Source organism: Stutzerimonas stutzeri (assembly GCF_000219605.1).
Classification (GTDB): Bacteria; Pseudomonadota; Gammaproteobacteria; order Pseudomonadales; family Pseudomonadaceae; genus Stutzerimonas; species Stutzerimonas stutzeri.
In genome coordinates, this window is record NC_015740.1 from 1,634,364 (window position 1) to 1,653,903 (window position 19,540).

A 19,540-nucleotide genomic window follows, 5' to 3' on the forward strand; every position below is an offset into this window, starting at 1 on the left:
TTGTAATTGCGCGTGCAACCGGCTGCCCCGCGGATGTTCCGCTCCGGCAGCCCCGCTACACGCGAGTCGCCGAGACGGTGAACGCCTCCGTATAGAAGCAACCTCGCCGGTTGCATCGCAACCGAGTGGCGCAGTAAACGAGCGAATCTGTTCGATAATCGCCCTTGGTTTGTGTTCCGCTCCGTCGGCACCGTACGGCGCGCGAGCGATCTCAGGCCTACGTCGGTGAGGGCGCCATGAAGCCCATTCGTGCGACCTTGAACCGCCGAAGCCAGCTCCAGAAAGCGCAGCCTGAAAGTCAGCCATAACGGGAAATAGTCGGCCATCACTCAGCGCTCGCGCGGGCGGTAGGGCTGGTAGAAGTCCGCGCCTCGCCAGGCTGGCGTCGGCGTATCGGTCAGGGGTTCGCCGCGGGTATAGCGTTCTCCTTGGCCATCACTGACGAGGCGCGCCACGGCCGGGTAGGGGTAGACCGGCCGGTACTCCGGGGTTCGCCCGGTCTTGGCACGCCTGCTCTTCGGCGAGAGCGGCAGGCCGGATCGGCTCGCCTGATACACCTTGATCTCGTCAGCGGCCTGGCCGGATTCGACCCAGCGCATCAGCGGCGTCAGCAGGTCCAGTTCGCTCGGCCCCTGTCCGCCGTGGCAGTGGTACATGCCCGGCACCAGGTACATGCGCACGAAGCGCTCGACTTCTGGCTTGCCCAGGTGGCGCTGCAGGGCTTCGTGGTAGGCGATGGTATTGATCGGCGAGATATGATGATCGGACCAGCCATGCCAGAGAATCAGCTTGCCGCCTTTGTCGGCGAAGGCGGAGAGGTCGGGGTCGGTCGCATCGAACAGAGGATGGCGGGCGCGCAGGCGATCGAAGGTCTCGGCGTCGAAGCGCAGCTGCTCCAGCCGATAGCCAGGCTGCGGTGCCTGTTCGAACACCAGATAGCGCAGTGCCTCGAGGGCGATGGTTTCGCTGAATAGCGGGCCGTGTGCGCGTTCGGGCACGAACACGCCGCCCCATGCGAGCTCCGAGCCGGGCTGCGGACCGCCGACGGCCAATCGCTCACCGGTACGCTCGTCGCGCGGCCCGTCATATATGCGCCTTGCCGCTTGCACCTGTGCGGCAGTCAGGCACTGGTCGCTGTCCTGGCCAGCGGGGCACTGGATCGTTGCCGGGTCGAATCGGCAGATTCGTGGGTCGCTGAGCAGCCCGTCGAGCTGGCCATCCAGGCCGTCACACTGTTCAAGCACGGCTCGATGCAGAAGCGGCAGCTGTGAGGCGACCAGCACGCTGCGACCATCCGGGGCGCGGTTCACCCGCGCCTGCCAGGCGTGCAGCAGCGAGTTCTGCACCTGGAAATTCATTGCCGGCGCGCCGGCGACGATGCCGTCGAAGTCGTCCGGATAGCGTTGCGCCTCGATCAGGGCTTCGCGCCCGCCGTCCGAGCATCCACTGAAATAGGAATACGCCGGACCCCGGTCGTAGAAGGTTTTGATCAGTGCTTTCGCAGCCCGTGCGGTGAGGTGCACACCGCGGTGGGCGAAATCGGCGCGCTGCTGCGGATTGGCACCGAAGGTCCCGCCATTGCCCTGATGACCCATGTCGGTACTGGCTACGACGAAGCGGCCGCTTTCGAACGGTACGCAGCCTGCGACTGCGTCCGGTCTCAGAGAAATGCGGCCGCACAACCCGCCGCAGCCGACCTGCAGGAAGCGCTGGGTCCAGCCATCCAGCGGCAGTTGCACGCGAAAGCCGATGCTCGGTGCCAGCGTGCCTTCGACATTGCATACGGTGGCGCCCTGATCAGTGTCCTGTACCGATGCGGACGTGACGCGACTACCGCTTCCGCCGATCGATGCGAGGTCGAGCGTGAGCAATGACGAGCAGGGGCGGCTCGGGCGTATGACCTCCAGCGCAGCCAACCCGTCGTGGGCCGGTTCTGTGACCGCGGACGCGGCGCTGGTGCCACTGCAGAGCAGTGCCAGCAGGGCGATGGGGAAGAGGGAAATCTTCATGCAGGGCACACCTTCTTGTGCTGGGTCATAGGGCCGCCGATGCTCGGCGTCGCCCAACGACCTATCCGTTTTGTGCGATCTGCACTCAGAGTGCGAAGAGGCGCCGAGCGTTCCGCCGCAATCGTGCCCATATGTGAACGATGGCGCGCTTGTGCAAAAACTGTTCGGTCACCGAACGGCGGGGTGTCCGCCGTTGGTCGAATCTCCTATGCTTCGATCAGTCGATATTCTTGACGCAGATCAATATTCTCGATCTGCGTGATACCGACCAAGCCGGCCACCAAGCGCCGGCCAACTATAAAAACAACCGAGTGCCGGGTGATGGAACGACTGCTGAATGAAAAAAGCAGGATCTTCGAGCGTGCTGATCCGCATGCGGTGTCGGATTACGTCAATCAGCATGTAGGCGTGCACTGCATTCGTCTGCCTCGTACCGGCACGCCTCAGGCCAGCCTCAGCCACTGCAAGTTCGGCAAGCTCGACCTTTGCCAGATCAGTTATGGCGGCAGCGTTCATGTCACCTCGCCAGCCCTGGAAACCATCTATCACCTGCAGCTGCTGCAGCGTGGCCATTGCCTGTGGCGCGGACGGGGCCAGGAGCACTATTTCACCCCCGGTGAGCTGCTGCTGATCAACCCGGACGATCCGGTTGACCTGACCTACTCGGACGACTGCGAAAAGCTGATCGTCAAGCTGCCGGCGTCCTTCCTCGAACAGGCCTGCAGCGAGAACCAATGGCGTGCCCCCTCCGGTGGCATCCGGTTCAGTGCCAATCGCCATGCGCTCGGCGAAATGGACGGCTTCGACAGCCTGCTTGGGCTGGTCTGCCGCGAGGCGGGCTCAGAGCAGAGCATCCCGCAGATTCAGGAGCAGTACAGCCGGATCATCGCCAGCAAGCTGCTCTGCAGCCTGGCCAGCAATATCCAGCGCGATCCGTTCGGTGACAGCTGCCCGTCGTTCGGTCGGCTGACCGACTACATCGACGAGCATCTGAAACAGGATATCTCCGTCGAGCAGTTGGCCGAACTGGCCAACATGAGCCTGCGCTCGCTGTACCTGCTGTTCGAGCGCAAGGTCGGCACCACGCCCAAGTCCTACATCCGCCAGCGCAAGCTGGAGCAGATCCATGGCCGGCTGAGCGACCCTTCGGCCAGGGTACGCAACATCACCGAGATCGCCATGGACTACGGCTTCATGCATCTGGGGCGCTTCTCGGAAAGCTACAAGAGCACCTTCGGCGAGCTGCCGTCGGACACCCTGCGCCGCCATCACTGATCCGCTTCGGCGGCCGCCAGCCTGACGGCGGCCGCATCCGCTACGCCCATTCCTCCCTTCGCTGATCGCCCTCAGCGCGTCGCTGCAGGCGCGGCATCCGTCTGCCTGCGTGTTGCAGAAAACGGATAGAGATGCTGCAGAAAACGGATATTGATGCCGTTCCCCCCGCCGTAGCCTTCATCACGTGGAAACAATAACAATGGAGGCCCCGGCCATGTCCCTGGGAATCGACTACCTTGATTCGCTGCTCGAAGACGACAAAGAGAAGGGCATCTTTCGCTGCAAGCGGGAGATGTTCACCGACCCTCGGTTGTTCGATCTGGAGATGAAGCACATCTTCGAGGGCAACTGGATCTACCTCGCTCACGAGAGCCAGATCCCCGAGAAGAACGACTACTACACCACCCAGATGGGGCGTCAGCCGATCTTCATCGCGCGCAACAAGGAGGGTGAACTCAACGCCTTCATCAACGCCTGCAGCCACCGCGGTGCCATGCTCTGCCGCTTCAAGAGCGGCAACAAGGCGACCTACACCTGTCCGTTCCATGGCTGGACCTTCAACAACTCGGGCAAGCTGCTCAAGGTCAAGGACCCCAAGGAAGCCGGCTACCCCGACAGCTTCAACTGCGACGGCTCCCATGACTTGAAGAAGGTCGCCCGCTTCGAGTCCTACCGCGGCTTCCTCTTCGGCAGCCTGCGCGAGGACGTCGCCCCGCTTGAGGAATTCCTTGGCGAGTCACGCAAGATCATCGACATGGTGGTCGATCAATCGCCGGATGGCATCGAAGTGCTGCGCGGCTCGTCCACCTATGTCTATGAAGGCAACTGGAAGCTGCAGGCCGAGAACGGCGCCGATGGCTACCACGTCACCGCCGTGCACTGGAACTACGCCGCCACCCAGCAGCAGCGCAAGCTCAAGGAAGCCGGCGACGACATCCGTGCGATGAGCGCCGGCGGCTGGGGCAAGAAGGGCGGTGGTTTCTATTCCTTCGAGAACGGCCATCTACTGCTCTGGACTCGCTGGGACAACCCGGAAGATCGCCCGTTGTATGCCCGTCGCGAGGAGATGGTCGCCGAGTTCGGCCAGGCCCGTACCGACTGGATGATCGAGAACTCGCGCAACCTGTGCCTCTACCCGAACCTGTACCTGATGGATCAGTTCGGCTCGCAGCTGCGCATCGCCAAGCCGCTGTCGGTGGACAAGACCGAAGTCACCATCTACTGCATCGCACCCAAGGGCGAGAGTGCCGAAGCGCGGGCGCGGCGCATTCGCCAGTACGAAGACTTCTTCAATGTCAGCGGCATGGCCACGCCGGATGATCTTGAAGAGTTCCGCGCCTGCCAGCAGGGCTTTGCCGGTCGCGCCATGGAATGGAACGACATGTCCCGCGGTGCCAAGCACTGGATCGAGGGAGCGGACGATGGCGCCCGCAGCATCGACCTGCAGCCGATGATGAGCGGTGCGCGCACCGAGGATGAGGGCCTGTTCGTGCTCCAGCACCACTACTGGCAACAGCAGATGATCAAGGCCGTGAAGGCCGAGCAGGAACAGCTGATTCACGTGGAGGGTGCATGAAAATGAGCATCGCCTACGAAACCGCGCGTGACTTCCTCTACCGCGAAGCGCGCTACCTCGACGACAAGGACTGGGACAGCTGGCTGGAACTGTATGCCGCCGACGCCACCTTCTGGATGCCGGCCTGGGACGACGCCGACCAGCTCACCGAAGATCCGCAGCGGGAAATCTCGCTGATCTGGTACGGCAACCGTGGCGGCCTGGAAGACCGTGTGTTTCGCATCCGCACCGAGCGCTCCAGCGCCACGATCCCAGATACACGCACCTCGCACAACATCAGCAACCTGGAGCTGATCGAGCAGGGCGAGGGCTTCTGCAAGCTGCGCTTCAACTGGCACACGATGAGCTTTCGCTACAAGACCGTCGACCACTTCTACGGCACCAGCTTCTACACGCTCGACACCCGTGGCGAGAGTCCGCTGATCAAGCACAAGAAGGTCGTGCTGAAGAACGACTACATCCGCCAGCTGATCGACGTCTATCACCTGTGAGGGCAAGGCCATGACTCACCAGATCGCATTGAATTTCGAGGACGGGGTGACCCGCTTCATCGAGGCCAATCTTGGCGAAACCGTCGCCGACGCAGCCTACCGCCAGGGCATCAACATCCCGCTGGACTGTCGCGACGGTGCCTGCGGGGCCTGCAAGTGCCTCGCCGAAGCCGGGAGTTATGACCTCGGCGAGGAATACATCGAGGACGCGCTGAGCGAGGACGAAGCTGCGCAAGGCTATGTGCTGACCTGCCAGATGCGTGCCGAGAGCGACTGCGTGATCCGCGTGCCGGCATCCTCGGATGTCTGCAAGACCACGCAGGCCAGTTACCAGGCGACCATCAGCAACGTGCGCCAGCTGTCGCAGAGCACCATTGCGCTGTCGATCAAGGGCGAGTCGCTGAGCCAGCTGGCCTTCCTGCCTGGGCAGTACGTTAACCTGCAGGTGCCGGGCACCGACCAGACCCGCGCCTACTCGTTCAGCTCGCTGCAGAAGGGCGGTGAGGTCAGCTTCCTGATCCGCAACGTGCCGGGCGGGCTGATGAGCAGCTTCTTGAGCGGCATGGCCAAGGCCGGCGACAGCCTCACCCTGGCCGGCCCGTTGGGCAGCTTCTATCTGCGCGAGATCAAGCGGCCGCTGCTCTTGCTGGCCGGCGGCACGGGCCTGGCGCCTTTCACTGCGATGCTGGAGAAGATCGCCGAGCAGGGCAGCGCGCATCCGCTGCACCTGATCTACGGCGTCTCCAACGATTTCGATCTGGTGGAGATGGATCGACTCGAAGACTTCGCTGCGCGCATTCCGAACTTCACCTACAGCGCCTGCGTGTCCAGCTCCGACAGCCAGTACCCGCACAAGGGCTACGTGACCCAGCACATCGAACCCAAACACCTCAACGATGGCGAGGTGGACATCTACCTGTGCGGTCCGCCGCCCATGGTCGAGTCGGTCAACCAGTTCACTCGTGAGCAAGGCCTGCAGCCGGCCAACTTCTACTACGAGAAGTTCGCCGCCAGCGCCTGATCCACCGGTCGCAGGGTGGGCAACTGCGCCGCATTGCTCACCGAATCCTCGCCATTCCAGAGGTTGGGTAGATGAACACACGATTTCAGAACAAGGTCGCGGTGATCACCGGCGCGGCCCAGGGCATCGGTCGCCGTGTCGCCGAGCGATTCGTCGAGGAAGGTGGCCGGCTGGTGGCCGTGGACCGTTCCGAACTGGTCCATGAACTGGCCGATCAACTGGGGCAGGGCGCCGAGGTACTGACCCTGACCGCCGATCTTGAGCAGTTCGCGACTGCCATCGGTTGATGGATGCCGCGAAAGAGCGTTTCGGCCGTCTCGACATCCTCGTCAACAACGTTGGCGGAACCATCTGGGCCAAGCCCTTCGAGCATTACCAGGAACACGAGATCGAGGCCGAGGTGCGTCGCTCGCTGTTCCCCACGCTGTGGTGCTGCCACGCCGCGCTGCCGCACATGCTGGAGCAGGGCGGCGGGGCCATCGTCAATGTCTCATCGATCGCCACGCGCAGCCTCAACCGCGTGCCCTACGGTGCGGCCAAGGGTGGCGTCAATGCGCTGACCGCGTGCCTGGCCTTCGAGAACGCCCAGCGGGGCATCCGCGTCAACGCCACCGCACCCGGCGGTACCGAGGCGCCACCGCGACGTATTCCACGCAACGCAGCCGAGCAGAGCGAGCAGGAAAAGATCTGGTACCAGCAGATCGTCGATCAGACCGTGGATTCCTCATTGATGAAGCGCTACGGAACCATCGACGAGCAGGCCGGCGCGATTCTGTTTCTCGCCTCGGACGACGCCTCCTATATCACCGGCGTGACCCTGCCGGTAGGCGGTGGCGATCTCGGCTGAGTAGTACCCAGGCCGGCTCGACCGGTCAACGCCAAGGCACATCGGCGGCGCGGTGACCCATCGCCGCAGCCGATCCGCGACTAACAAAAACAATAGAGAGTCTTGCCATGCGACAAGTAGATGTTCACGAAATCATCGATAACGCGCGCTTCGGCCGCTTTCACTGGCTCGTGGTGTGCCTCTGCGCACTGCTGCTGATCTTCGACGGCTACGACCTGTTCATCTATGGCGTGGTGCTGCCGGTCATCATGAAGGAGTGGGGGCTGACGCCGCTCGAGGCCGGTGCACTGGGCAGTTACGCGCTGTTCGGCATGATGTTCGGTGCCCTGGTCTTCGGCACCCTGGCCGACCGCATCGGCCGCAAGAAGGGCATCGCCATCTGTTTCGTGCTGTTCAGCAGCGCCACCGTGCTCAACGGCTTTGCCAGCACTCCTACCGAGTTCGGCATTTTCCGCTTCCTCGCCGGGCTCGGCTGCGGCGGGCTGATGCCCAACGTGGTGGCGCTGATGAACGAGTACGCGCCCAAGCGGCTACGCAGCACGCTGGTGGCCGTCATGTTCAGCGGCTATTCGCTGGGCGGCATGCTGTCGGCCGGCCTCGGGATCTACATGCTGCCTCGCTTCGGCTGGGAAGCGATGTTCTTCGCCGCCGCCGTGCCGCTGCTGCTGTTGCCGGTGATTCTCTGGTATCTGCCCGAGTCGGTCGGCTTCCTGGTGCGCCAGGGCCGAGGTGAGCAGGCGCGGGCGTTGTTGGCCAAGGTTGACCCGGGCCGCCAGCTGAGCGCTGCCGACGAGCTGGTGATGACCGATGTGAAGGGCAAGAGTGCCTCGGTGCTGGAGCTGTTCCGCGAAGGCCGTGGCGTGCGGACCTTCTCCCTGTGGCTGGCGTTCTTCTGTTGCCTGCTGATGGTTTACGCGCTGGGTTCCTGGTTGCCGAAGCTGATGGCCAACGCCGGATACAGCCTCGGTTCGAGCCTGTCGTTCCTGCTCGCGCTGAACTTCGGCGGCATGGCCGGCGCCATCCTCGGCGGCTGGCTGGGCGATCGCTTCAACCTGGCGAAAGTGGTGGTGGTGTTCTTCGCCGTGTCGGTGGCCTCCATCAGCCTGCTGGGCTTCAAGACGCCGATGCCAGTGCTTTACACGCTGATCTTCATCGCCGGTGCCACCGTAATCGGCACGCAGATCCTGCTCTACGCGACCGCCGCGCAGTTCTATGGCCTGTCGATCCGCTCCACCGGTCTCGGCTGGGCCTCGGGCATCGGCCGCAACGGCGCCATCGTCGGCCCGCTGCTTGGCGGTGCGTTGCTGGGCATCAACCTGCCGCTGCAACTGAACTTCATCGCCTTCGCCGTGCCGGGTGTCATCGCTGCCCTGGCCATGGCCGTCTTCGCCATCTCCAGCAAGCGCAGCGGCACGCCCGCGCCGGTGGTGATGACGGCAGCGGCCAAGGCCTGATCACTGAACCTTCAACACGGATATCGCCATGAGCCCCATCCTGATCGAACGCATCCAGACGATCATCGTCGACCTGCCGACCATCCGCCCGCACAAGCTGGCGATGCACACCATGCAGCAACAGACGCTGGTGATCATCCGTGTGCAGTGCAGCGACGGCATCGAAGGCATCGGCGAGGCCACCACCATCGGTGGCCTGGCCTACGGCAACGAGAGCCCGGAAAGCATCAAGCAGAACATCGACAGCCACCTCGGCCCGCTGCTGGTGGGCCAGGAGGCCGCCAACATCAACGCCGCCATGCTGCGCCTGGACAAGGCGGCCAAGGGCAATACCTTCGCCAAGTCCGGTATCGAGAGCGCATTGCTCGATGCCCAGGGCAAGCGTCTTGGTCTACCAGTCAGCGAGCTGCTCGGCGGTCGGGTACGCGACAGTCTGGAAGTGGCCTGGACCCTGGCCAGCGGCAATACCGCCAAGGACATCGAAGAGGCCGAGCGCATGCTCGATATCCGCCGCCATCGCATCTTCAAGCTGAAGATCGGCGCCGGCGAGGTGAATGCCGACCTCAAGCATGTCATCGCCATCAAGCAGGCCCTCGGCGAGCGCGCCAGCGTGCGCGTAGACGTCAATCAGGCCTGGGACGAGTCGGTGGCGCTGCGCACCTGTCGCATCCTCGGCGACAACGGCATCGACCTGATCGAACAGCCGATCTCGCGGATCAACCGCGGCGGGCAGGTGCGCCTGAATCAGCGCAGCCCGGCACCGATCATGGCCGACGAGTCAATCGAGAGCGTCGAGGACGCCTTCAGCCTGGCGGCCGACGGTGCGGCCAGCATCTTCGCGTTGAAGATCGCCAAGAACGGCGGCCCGCGTGCCGTGCTGCGCACCGCGCAGATCGCCGAAGCCGCCGGCATCGCGCTGTATGGCGGCACCATGCTCGAAGGCGCCATCGGCACCCTGGCCTCGGCGCACGCCTTCGTCACCCTTAACAGGTTGACCTGGGGCACCGAGCTGTTCGGCCCGCTGCTGCTCACCGAGGAAATCGTCACTCAGGCGCCGGTCTACCGCGACTTCCAGCTGGAAGTCCCGCGCACGCCCGGTCTTGGCCTGACCCTGGATGAAGAGCGCCTGGCGTTCTTCGCCCGTAAGTAAGAGGAGGACCCGAGATGCTCTTCCACGTGAAGATGATCGTGAAACTGCCGGTCGACATGGATCCGGCCCAGGCCGCCAAGCTCAAGGCCGACGAGAAGGAACTGGCGCAGAGCCTGATGCGCGAAGGCAAGTGGCGCCACCTCTGGCGCATTGCCGGCCAGTACGCCAACTACAGCGTGTTCGACGTCGCCAGCGTGCAGGAACTGCACGACACCCTGATGCAGCTGCCGCTATTCCCCTACATGGAGATCGAGGTCAACGCGCTGTGCCGCCACCCATCCTCGATTCGTGACGACGACCGCTGATTCCGTCCGAACTGGGGTCCGCACCGATCGCTGAACCCGTGCAACGACAATTACAAAACGAGGCCTGAGCCATGACTGTGAAAATCTCCCACACCAACGACGTGCAGCAGTTCTTCAAGGAAGCCAGCGGCTTCAACAACGACGCGGGTAGCAGCCGCCTGAAGACGGTGATCAACCGCGTCCTGACGGACACCGCAAGGATCATCGAAGACCTGGAAATCACCCAGGACGAGTTCTGGAAGGCGGTGGACTACATCAACCGTCTCGGCGGTCGCCACGAAGCCGGCTTGCTGGTCGCCGGACTCGGACTGGAGCATTACCTCGACCTGCTGCAGGACGCCAAGGACGAACAGGAAGGACTGGTCGGCGGCACCCCGCGCACCATCGAAGGTCCGCTGTACGTCGCCGGCGCGCCAATCGCTCAGGGCATCGCGCGCATGGATGACGGTAGCGAAGACGATGTCGCCACTGTGATGTTCCTGCAAGGCCGTGTCTTCGATCCGAGCGGCAAGCCGTTGGCCGGTGCGGTGGTCGATCTGTGGCACGCCAACACCAAGGGCAATTATTCCTACTTCGACAAGAGCCAGTCCGAGTACAACCTGCGCCGTCGTATCGTCACCGACGAGAACGGCTATTACCGCGCGCGCAGCATCGTGCCGTCCGGCTATGGCTGCTCGCCCGACGGCCCGACCCAGGAAGTGCTGGACATGCTCGGTCGCCACGGCCAGCGCCCGGCGCATATTCATTTCTTCATCTCCGCGCCCGGTCATCGTCACCTGACCACGCAGATCAACCTGGCGGGTGACAAGTACCTCTGGGACGACTTCGCCTACGCCACGCGCGATGGTCTGGTCGGCGACATCCGCTTCATCGACGATGCCGAAGCCGCACGTGCACGGGGCGTGCAGGGTCGTTTCGCCGAAGTGGATTTCGACTTCCAGCTGCAGAAGGCGCCGGCCCCGCAAGCCGAGCAGCGCAGCAAGCGCCCACGCGCGCTCCAGCAAGCCTGAGGGTTACCGCGGTGTCCGGTATTAGCCGGGCACCGCGGTGCTGCACCGGTAATGCAGCCGCTTCATTCATAACAAGAGTGATCCGGGCATCGACCACGGATCGCCAGGCCTGTCTTGCGAGGCGACATGAAAGCTCTGATGAAAGACTTCTCGCTCTCCGCCGTGGTCGCCGGTTTCATCGCGACCGTGATTTCCTACGCCGGTCCGCTGGTGATCATCTTCCAGGCCGCCAAGGCCGGGGGCATGCCGCACGAGGTGCTCTCGTCCTGGGTCTGGACCATCTCCATCGGTAGCGGCGTGCTCGGCATTCTGCTCAGTGTGCGCTACCGGGTTCCCATCATCATCGCCTGGTCGGCACCGGGCTCGGCGCTGCTGGTAAGCATGTTGCCGGATATCACGCTGAACGAGGCGGTCGGCGCCTATATCGTCAGCAGTGTGGTGGTGCTGCTGGTAGGGCTGTCCGGCGCGTTCGACCGGATCATCAATCGCCTGCCGGCCGCCATCGCCGCGGGCATGCTGGCCGGTATCCTGTTCCGTTTCGGTACCGGGCTGTTCGTCTCGGTCAAGGAACAGCCCTGGCTGGTGCTGGCGATGTTCGGCACCTATCTGCTGTTCAAGCGTGCCTTGCCCCGTTACGCCGTGCTCGCCGTGCTGGTGGTCGGTGTGACGATCACCATCGCCTCGGGTGAGTTGCGCAGTGATGCACTGGTCATCGGGCTGGCGACGCCGGTATGGATCGCCCCGGAGTTCAGCTGGCAGGTCATCCTCAATATCGCCTTTCCGCTGGTGATGGTGGCGCTGACTGGACAGTTCGTGCCTGGCATGGCGGTGCTGCGCAACGACGGCTACGAGACGCCGGCCAGTCCGCTGATCAGCAGCAGCGCTCTGGGTTCGCTGCTGCTGGCGCCGTTCGGCTGTCACGGATTGAACCTGGCGGCGATCACGGCGGCGATCTGCACGGGCCGGGAGTCGCACGAGGATCCGTCCAAGCGTTACGTCGCGGGTGTTTCCGGCGGTGTCTTGTATCTGCTGCTGGGCATCTTCGGGGCGACGCTGGTCTCGATCTTCACCGCGTTCCCGGCCGCCTTGATCGCCGCCCTGGCCGGGCTGGCGCTGTTAGCGGCCATAGGCGGGGCATTGAGCGCGGCAATGGCCGTGCCCGCCGACCGTGAGGCGGCCTTGATCACTTTCCTAGTCACCGCCTCGGGAATGTCCTTCCTAGGCCTATCGGCAGCGTTCTGGGGGCTGATCTTTGGCATCGCCGCGCACCTGTTGCTCAGCCTGCGCAAGCCGGCACCAGCAGTGGCGGTCGGTCGCAAGGAACAGCCGGCGCGGTGACCGGCCGACAATCGTAACGATTCACCCATAACGAGTTAGTCGCTTTCTCCGGTTGCTGCCGGGGGAACGGCTGCGTGCAACTGAAAAACAACAACAAGAGCGAGTTAGATGATGCAGAAAATATCTATTTCCCGACTCACCCTGGCCGCTGGCATGACGTCGATGATTACTCAGTCGTTCGCCGCCGACGGAGGTTTCGTCGAGGACGCGACGGCAACACTGCAGGCGCGTAATTACTATTTCAGCCGGGACTTCTCCGACATCGTCGGCGCCAATCGGCAATCGAAGGCGGAGGAGTGGGGGCAGGGGTTCATTCTCAATTTCAGATCGGGCTACACCCTTGGAGCTGTCGGCTTCGGCGTCGATGCTATCGGGCAGCTGGGAATCAAGCTCGACAGCAGCCGTGATCGCATTGGTACCGGCTTGCTCCCGGTTGGGAGCGATGGCCGCGCGCCGGATGAGTACAGCCGCATGGGGTTGGCACTCAAGGCAAAGGTGTCGAAGACCGAACTGAAGGTGGGTGAATTGCAGCCCAATCTGCCAGTGCTGACCTTTAGCGATATTCGGCTGCTTCCGCCCACCTATCAGGGCGCCAGCATTGTCTCCAGCGAATTTGATGGGTTGACGCTGCAGGCCGGCCGTTTGCGCTCGACCAGTCTGCGCAACGAGGCTGGCGACGACCGGATGCGGGCTATGCTGGGTCGAACGCCTCAGGCAGCATTCAGCGATGCCTTCAACTACGCTGGCGGCGATTACGCATTCAATGACAAGCGCACGTCCTTCGGCCTCTGGTATGCGCAGCTCGAGGACATCTATAACCAGCGCTACATAGGCCTGAAGCATAGCGAGCCGCTCGGCGACTGGACCCTGGGCGCCAATCTCGGCTACTGCGATTCACAGGCCGACGGCAGCAAGCTGGCCGGCAACGTGGATAATCAGGCTTTCTACTCGCTGCTGTCGGCGAAGCGAGGCGGGCATACCTTCTATATCGGCTATCAGGCCATGTATGGCGACAGTGCTTTTCCCCGCGTCTTCGCCAACGTCACGCCGTTGGGCAACGAGGTGCCCACCTACGAGTTCGCCGAGCGGGACGAGCGTTCCTGGCAGGCTCGCGACGACTACGATTTCGCCGCGCTCGGTTGGCCCAGTCTGGTTGCGACGGTGCGCTATATCACCAGCGATAACGTAAGCACGGGAATGGGTTTCGAAGGTACGGCGCAGGAGCGCGATCTGGACATTGGCTATACCGTGCAGAGCGGTCTGCTCAAGAATGTGGGTATCCGCCTACGCAACGTAGCGGCGCGCTCGAACTACCGCAGCGATATCGACGAGAACCGTCTGATTCTGAGCTATACGTTCACCTTGTTCTGAACTGGTTGCCCGCACCGAGCCGCTCACTCGGTGCGAAGCAATGTGGTCTGCACCAATTTCTGCAGAACCGAAATAAACGGTTGACGCCCGTTTTCAGGTGCCTATAATGCGCACCACTTCCGGTGCAGTCCTCAAGCAAAACCTCTTGAAAATCAAAAGGTTAGCTAAATAAAAAGGGTTGCACTGGTGGCGGATTCGAGTAGAATGCGCCGCGCTGGCAGGGTGGTGGTTGAGTCCTGTTGGTGGCTTCGGTCGGGTTGATCGAAAGCGGTTGAAAGAGGTGGTTGACAGCGGTTTTGGACGCTGTATGATTCGCCTCCCGCTGACGAGAGATGCAGATTGATCGAGGCGGCAAGCGGTTGAGTAGAAAAGAGATTTTCGAAAAACAGCTTGACAGTAAGAAAGGCTGCTGTAGAATGCGCGGCCTCGGTTGAGACGAAAGGCTTGATCGAAACGCTCTTTAACAACTGAATCAAGCAATTCGTGTGGGTGCTTGTGAATGTAAGACTGGTAGTCGCAAGATTATCAGCATCACAAAGCAACACTCGTTTATTCGAGAGTTACTCTTTCTAGTAAAGAGATTTGCGATTGCTGAGCCAAGTTTAGGGTTTTCTCAAAACCCAAGCAGTATTGAACTGAAGAGTTTGATCATGGCTCAGATTGAACGCTGGCGGCAGGCCTAACACATGCAAGTCGAGCGGATGAGTGGAGCTTGCTCCATGATTCAGCGGCGGACGGGTGAGTAATGCCTAGGAATCTGCCTGGTAGTGGGGGGCAACGTTTCGAAAGGAACGCTAATACCGCATACGTCCTACGGGAGAAAGTGGGGGATCTTCGGACCTCACGCTATCAGATGAGCCTAGGTCGGATTAGCTAGTTGGTGAGGTAAAGGCTCACCAAGGCGACGATCCGTAACTGGTCTGAGAGGATGATCAGTCACACTGGAACTGAGACACGGTCCAGACTCCTACGGGAGGCAGCAGTGGGGAATATTGGACAATGGGCGAAAGCCTGATCCAGCCATGCCGCGTGTGTGAAGAAGGTCTTCGGATTGTAAAGCACTTTAAGTTGGGAGGAAGGGCAGTAAGTTAATACCTTGCTGTTTTGACGTTACCAACAGAATAAGCACCGGCTAACTTCGTGCCAGCAGCCGCGGTAATACGAAGGGTGCAAGCGTTAATCGGAATTACTGGGCGTAAAGCGCGCGTAGGTGGTTCGTTAAGTTGGATGTGAAAGCCCCGGGCTCAACCTGGGAACTGCATCCAAAACTGGCGAGCTAGAGTATGGCAGAGGGTGGTGGAATTTCCTGTGTAGCGGTGAAATGCGTAGATATAGGAAGGAACACCAGTGGCGAAGGCGACCACCTGGGCTAATACTGACACTGAGGTGCGAAAGCGTGGGGAGCAAACAGGATTAGATACCCTGGTAGTCCACGCCGTAAACGATGTCGACTAGCCGTTGGGATCCTTGAGATCTTAGTGGCGCAGCTAACGCATTAAGTCGACCGCCTGGGGAGTACGGCCGCAAGGTTAAAACTCAAATGAATTGACGGGGGCCCGCACAAGCGGTGGAGCATGTGGTTTAATTCGAAGCAACGCGAAGAACCTTACCAGGCCTTGACATGCAGAGAACTTTCCAGAGATGGATTGGTGCCTTCGGGAACTCTGACACAGGTGCTGCATGGCTGTCGTCAGCTCGTGTCGTGAGATGTTGGGTTAAGTCCCGTAACGAGCGCAACCCTTGTCCTTAGTTACCAGCACGTTAAGGTGGGCACTCTAAGGAGACTGCCGGTGACAAACCGGAGGAAGGTGGGGATGACGTCAAGTCATCATGGCCCTTACGGCCTGGGCTACACACGTGCTACAATGGTCGGTACAAAGGGTTGCCAAGCCGCGAGGTGGAGCTAATCCCATAAAACCGATCGTAGTCCGGATCGCAGTCTGCAACTCGACTGCGTGAAGTCGGAATCGCTAGTAATCGTGAATCAGAATGTCACGGTGAATACGTTCCCGGGCCTTGTACACACCGCCCGTCACACCATGGGAGTGGGTTGCTCCAGAAGTAGCTAGTCTAACCTTCGGGGGGACGGTTACCACGGAGTGATTCATGACTGGGGTGAAGTCGTAACAAGGTAGCCGTAGGGGAACCTGCGGCTGGATCACCTCCTTAATCGAAGACACCGGCTTCGTCATAAGCTCCCACACGAATTGCTTGATTCACTTGCGAAAGGCGATTGGGTTTAGACCCGAGAGTAACGATTGGGTCTGTAGCTCAGTTGGTTAGAGCGCACCCCTGATAAGGGTGAGGTCGGCAGTTCGAATCTGCCCAGACCCACCAATCGAAGGGGCCATAGCTCAGCTGGGAGAGCGCCTGCTTTGCACGCAGGAGGTCAGCGGTTCGATCCCGCTTGGCTCCACCATTAACTCTAGTCGCCGAAAGCTCAGAAATGAGTGTTTACCAGGATCAGATTGATCGCCTGGGTTGAGCATTGATTTCTGGACTTTGCGCCAGAACTGTTCTTTAAAAATTTGGGTATGTGATAGAAGTAGACCGATGTGTTGCTTTCACTGGCAGCATGTCGCGTCAAGGTAAAATTTGCGTGTTCTCTATGCAAATTTTCGGCGAATGTCGTCTTCACGTTATAGACAGTAACCAGATTGCTTGGGGTTATATGGTCAAGTGAAGAAGCGCATACGGTGGATGCCTTGGCAGTCAGAGGCGATGAAAGACGTGGTAGCCTGCGAAAAGCTTCGGGGAGTCGGCAAACAGACTTTGATCCGGAGATGTCTGAATGGGGGAACCCAGCCATCATAAGATGGTTATCACACACTGAATACATAGGTGTGTGAGGCGAACCAGGGGAACTGAAACATCTAAGTACCCTGAGGAAAAGAAATCAACCGAGATTCCCTTAGTAGTGGCGAGCGAACGGGGACTAGCCCTTAAGCTTCTTTGATTTTAGCGGAACGCTCTGGAAAGTGCGGCCATAGTGGGTGATAGCCCTGTACGCGAAAGGATCTTAGAAGTGAAATCGAGTAGGACGGAGCACGAGAAACTTTGTCTGAACATGGGGGGACCATCCTCCAAGGCTAAATACTACTGACTGACCGATAGTGAACCAGTACCGTGAGGGAAAGGCGAAAAGAACCCCGGAGAGGGGAGTGAAATAGAACCTGAAACCGTATGCGTACAAGCAGTGGGAGCCTACTTTGTTAGGTGACTGCGTACCTTTTGTATAATGGGTCAGCGACTTATTTTCAGTGGCGAGCTTAACCGAATAGGGGAGGCGTAGCGAAAGCGAGTCTTAATAGGGCGTCTAGTCGCTGGGAATAGACCCGAAACCGGGCGATCTATCCATGGGCAGGTTGAAGGTTAGGTAACACTGACTGGAGGACCGAACCGACTACCGTTGAAAAGTTAGCGGATGACCTGTGGATCGGAGTGAAAGGCTAATCAAGCTCGGAGATAGCTGGTTCTCCTCGAAAGCTATTTAGGTAGCGCCTCGTGTATCACTGCTGGGGGTAGAGCACTGTTTCGGCTAGGGGGTCACCCCGACTTACCAAACCGATGCAAACTCCGAATACCAGCAAGTGTCAGCACGGGAGACACACGGCGGGTGCTAACGTCCGTCGTGAAAAGGGAAACAACCCAGACCGTCAGCTAAGGTCCCAAAGTCATGGTTAAGTGGGAAACGATGTGGGAAGGCTTAGACAGCTAGGAGGTTGGCTTAGAAGCAGCCATCCTTTAAAGAAAGCGTAATAGCTCACTAGTCGAGTCGGCCTGCGCGGAAGATGTAACGGGGCTCAAACCATGCACCGAAGCTACGGGTTCAACGCAAGTTGAGCGGTAGAGGAGCGTTCTGTAAGCCTGTGAAGGTGAGTTGAGAAGCTCGCTGGAGGTATCAGAAGTGCGAATGCTGACATGAGTAACGACAATGCGAGTGAAAAACTCGCACGCCGAAAGACCAAGGGTTCCTGCGCAACGTTAATCGACGCAGGGTGAGTCGGTCCCTAAGGCGAGGCTGAAGAGCGTAGTCGATGGGAAACGGGTTAATATTCCCGTACTTCTAGTTACTGCGATGGGGGGACGGAGAAGGCTAGGCCAGCAAGGCGTTGGTTGTCCTTGTTTAAGGTGGTAGGCAGAGATCTTAGGTAAATCCGGGGTCTTAATGCCGAGAGCTGATGACGAGCTTTCTTTTAGAAAGCGAAGTGGTTGATGCCATGCTTCCAGGAAAAGCCTCTAAGCTTCAGGTAACTAGGAACCGTACCCCAAACCGACACAGGTGGTTGGGTAGAGAATACCAAGGCGCTTGAGAGAACTCGGGTGAAGGAACTAGGCAAAATGGCACCGTAACTTCGGGAGAAGGTGCGCCGGTGAGGGTGAAGTATTTACTACGTAAGCCCATGCCGGTCGAAGATACCAGGCCGCTGCGACTGTTTATTAAAAACACAGCACTCTGCAAACACGAAAGTGGACGTATAGGGTGTGACGCCTGCCCGGTGCCGGAAGGTTAATTGATGGGGTTAGCGCAAGCGAAGCTCTTGATCGAAGCCCCGGTAAACGGCGGCCGTAACTATAACGGTCCTAAGGTAGCGAAATTCCTTGTCGGGTAAGTTCCGACCTGCACGAATGGCGTAACGATGGCGGCGCTGTCTCCACCCGAGACTCAGTGAAATTGAAATCGCTGTGAAGATGCAGTGTATCCGCGGCTAGACGGAAAGACCCCGTGAACCTTTACTATAGCTTTGCACTGGACTTTGAGCTTGCTTGTGTAGGATAGGTGGGAGGCTTTGAAGCGTGGACGCCAGTTCGCGTGGAGCCATCCTTGAAATACCACCCTGGCAACCTTGAGGTTCTAACTCTGGTCCGTTATCCGGATCGAGGACAGTGTATGGTGGGTAGTTTGACTGGGGCGGTCTCCTCCTAAAGAGTAACGGAGGAGTACGAAGGTGCGCTCAGACCGGTCGGAAATCGGTCGCAGAGTATAAAGGCAAAAGCGCGCTTGACTGCGAGACAGACACGTCGAGCAGGTACGAAAGTAGGTCTTAGTGATCCGGTGGTTCTGTATGGAAGGGCCATCGCTCAACGGATAAAAGGTACTCCGGGGATAACAGGCTGATACCGCCCAAGAGTTCATATCGACGGCGGTGTTTGGCACCTCGATGTCGGCTCATCACATCCTGGGGCTGAAGCCGGTCCCAAGGGTATGGCTGTTCGCCATTTAAAGTGGTACGCGAGCTGGGTTTAGAACGTCGTGAGACAGTTCGGTCCCTATCTGCCGTGGACGTTTGAGATTTGAGAGGGGCTGCTCCTAGTACGAGAGGACCGGAGTGGACGAACCTCTGGTGTTCCGGTTGTCACGCCAGTGGCATTGCCGGGTAGCTACGTTCGGAAGAGATAACCGCTGAAAGCATCTAAGCGGGAAACTTGCCTCAAGATGAGATCTCACTGGAGCCTTGAGCTCCCTAAAGGGCCGTCGAAGACTACGACGTTGATAGGTTGGGTGTGTAAGCGCTGTGAGGCGTTGAGCTAACCAATACTAATTGCCCGTGAGGCTTGACCATATAACACCCAAACAATTTGGCTGTTAGACGGTAAGTCGACAAACAGACCGAAAATCTGCACGAACACGCAATACCGATTCGATCACATACCCAATTCGCTGCAGCGGCTAAACCCCGAGGCAGCAACCG

11 protein-coding genes, 2 tRNA genes, 2 rRNA genes and 1 pseudogene are annotated in these 19,540 nt (G+C 60.1%); 15 read left to right on the forward strand and 1 reads right to left on the reverse strand.

The window, feature by feature from the left end; translation table 11 throughout:
• Positions 1–329: 329 nt before the first annotated feature.
• On the reverse strand, positions 330–2,009 hold the full coding sequence (locus PSTAB_RS07825; protein ID WP_013982437.1) for a tannase/feruloyl esterase family alpha/beta hydrolase: 1,680 nt from the start codon (positions 2,007–2,009) through the stop codon (positions 330–332).
• A gap of 321 nt (positions 2,010–2,330) precedes the next feature.
• On the opposite strand from PSTAB_RS07825, the gene PSTAB_RS07830 reads away from it, so the two are divergent.
• The 15 genes and pseudogenes from PSTAB_RS07830 to PSTAB_RS07900 all read left to right on the forward strand — a co-directional run bounded on the left by PSTAB_RS07830 (position 2,331) and on the right by PSTAB_RS07900 (position 19,411).
• Positions 2,331–3,284 carry an AraC family transcriptional regulator gene (locus PSTAB_RS07830; RefSeq protein WP_011912827.1) on the forward strand — a complete coding sequence of 318 codons (954 nt, stop codon included), beginning with the start codon at positions 2,331–2,333 and terminating at the stop codon, positions 3,282–3,284.
• 214 nt (positions 3,285–3,498) lie between these two features.
• Positions 3,499–4,860 (forward strand): benzoate 1,2-dioxygenase large subunit, encoded by a 1,362-nt coding sequence (gene benA / locus PSTAB_RS07835; RefSeq protein WP_026012457.1) that lies wholly within the window; start codon positions 3,499–3,501, stop codon positions 4,858–4,860.
• Between the two features lie 2 nt (positions 4,861–4,862).
• Entirely contained in the window at positions 4,863–5,351 is a 489-nt protein-coding gene (gene benB / locus PSTAB_RS07840; protein ID WP_011912829.1) for a benzoate 1,2-dioxygenase small subunit, read from the forward strand.
• 10 nt (positions 5,352–5,361) lie between these two features.
• Positions 5,362–6,372, forward strand: a complete 1,011-nt coding sequence (benC, locus tag PSTAB_RS07845) for a benzoate 1,2-dioxygenase electron transfer component BenC (protein WP_013982439.1) — start codon at positions 5,362–5,364, stop codon at positions 6,370–6,372.
• A gap of 71 nt (positions 6,373–6,443) precedes the next feature.
• Positions 6,444–7,219: pseudogene (locus tag PSTAB_RS07850) on the forward strand (1,6-dihydroxycyclohexa-2,4-diene-1-carboxylate dehydrogenase).
• Positions 7,220–7,326: 107 nt separating this feature from the next.
• Positions 7,327–8,673, forward strand: coding sequence for an MFS transporter (locus PSTAB_RS07855; RefSeq protein ID WP_013982440.1), 1,347 nt, complete (start codon positions 7,327–7,329; stop codon positions 8,671–8,673).
• A gap of 28 nt (positions 8,674–8,701) precedes the next feature.
• Positions 8,702–9,823 (forward strand): muconate cycloisomerase family protein, encoded by a 1,122-nt coding sequence (locus PSTAB_RS07860; RefSeq protein WP_013982441.1) that lies wholly within the window; start codon positions 8,702–8,704, stop codon positions 9,821–9,823.
• Between the two features lie 14 nt (positions 9,824–9,837).
• A complete protein-coding gene (catC, locus tag PSTAB_RS07865; protein WP_013982442.1) occupies positions 9,838–10,128 on the forward strand; it encodes a muconolactone Delta-isomerase in 291 nt (96 codons plus the stop codon).
• A 71-nt stretch (positions 10,129–10,199) separates the two neighbouring features.
• Complete coding sequence (catA, locus tag PSTAB_RS07870; RefSeq protein ID WP_013982443.1) at positions 10,200–11,138, forward strand: catechol 1,2-dioxygenase; 939 nt, start codon at positions 10,200–10,202, stop codon at positions 11,136–11,138.
• Positions 11,139–11,264: 126 nt separating this feature from the next.
• Positions 11,265–12,476, forward strand: coding sequence for a benzoate/H(+) symporter BenE family transporter (locus tag PSTAB_RS07875; protein WP_041771696.1), 1,212 nt, complete (start codon positions 11,265–11,267; stop codon positions 12,474–12,476).
• A gap of 108 nt (positions 12,477–12,584) precedes the next feature.
• Positions 12,585–13,847, forward strand: a complete 1,263-nt coding sequence (locus PSTAB_RS07880; RefSeq protein ID WP_013982445.1) for an OprD family porin — start codon at positions 12,585–12,587, stop codon at positions 13,845–13,847.
• 632 nt (positions 13,848–14,479) lie between these two features.
• Positions 14,480–16,016: ribosomal RNA gene (locus PSTAB_RS07885) — 16S ribosomal RNA — on the forward strand.
• 91 nt (positions 16,017–16,107) lie between these two features.
• Positions 16,108–16,184, forward strand: a tRNA-Ile gene (locus PSTAB_RS07890).
• A gap of 6 nt (positions 16,185–16,190) precedes the next feature.
• A tRNA-Ala gene (locus tag PSTAB_RS07895) sits at positions 16,191–16,266 on the forward strand.
• A 254-nt stretch (positions 16,267–16,520) separates the two neighbouring features.
• A 23S ribosomal RNA gene (locus PSTAB_RS07900) occupies positions 16,521–19,411 on the forward strand.
• The 16S and 23S rRNA genes sit together here with 2 tRNA genes alongside, the layout of an rRNA operon.
• The last annotated feature ends 129 nt before the right edge of the window (positions 19,412–19,540 follow it).

What these genes read in the sequence shown, in the direction of transcription:
- PSTAB_RS07825 (WP_013982437.1), bottom strand. Translation starts at nt 2,009, where the DNA reads ATGAAGATTTCCCTCTTCCCCATCGCCCTGCTGGCACTGCTCTGCAGT.
- PSTAB_RS07830 (WP_011912827.1), top strand. Translation starts at nt 2,331, where the DNA reads ATGGAACGACTGCTGAATGAAAAAAGCAGGATCTTCGAGCGTGCTGAT.
- benA (WP_026012457.1), top strand. Translation starts at nt 3,499, where the DNA reads ATGTCCCTGGGAATCGACTACCTTGATTCGCTGCTCGAAGACGACAAA.
- benB (WP_011912829.1), top strand. Translation starts at nt 4,863, where the DNA reads ATGAGCATCGCCTACGAAACCGCGCGTGACTTCCTCTACCGCGAAGCG.
- benC (WP_013982439.1), top strand. Translation starts at nt 5,362, where the DNA reads ATGACTCACCAGATCGCATTGAATTTCGAGGACGGGGTGACCCGCTTC.
- PSTAB_RS07855 (WP_013982440.1), top strand. Translation starts at nt 7,327, where the DNA reads ATGCGACAAGTAGATGTTCACGAAATCATCGATAACGCGCGCTTCGGC.
- PSTAB_RS07860 (WP_013982441.1), top strand. Translation starts at nt 8,702, where the DNA reads ATGAGCCCCATCCTGATCGAACGCATCCAGACGATCATCGTCGACCTG.
- catC (WP_013982442.1), top strand. Translation starts at nt 9,838, where the DNA reads ATGCTCTTCCACGTGAAGATGATCGTGAAACTGCCGGTCGACATGGAT.
- catA (WP_013982443.1), top strand. Translation starts at nt 10,200, where the DNA reads ATGACTGTGAAAATCTCCCACACCAACGACGTGCAGCAGTTCTTCAAG.
- PSTAB_RS07875 (WP_041771696.1), top strand. Translation starts at nt 11,265, where the DNA reads ATGAAAGCTCTGATGAAAGACTTCTCGCTCTCCGCCGTGGTCGCCGGT.
- PSTAB_RS07880 (WP_013982445.1), top strand. Translation starts at nt 12,585, where the DNA reads ATGATGCAGAAAATATCTATTTCCCGACTCACCCTGGCCGCTGGCATG.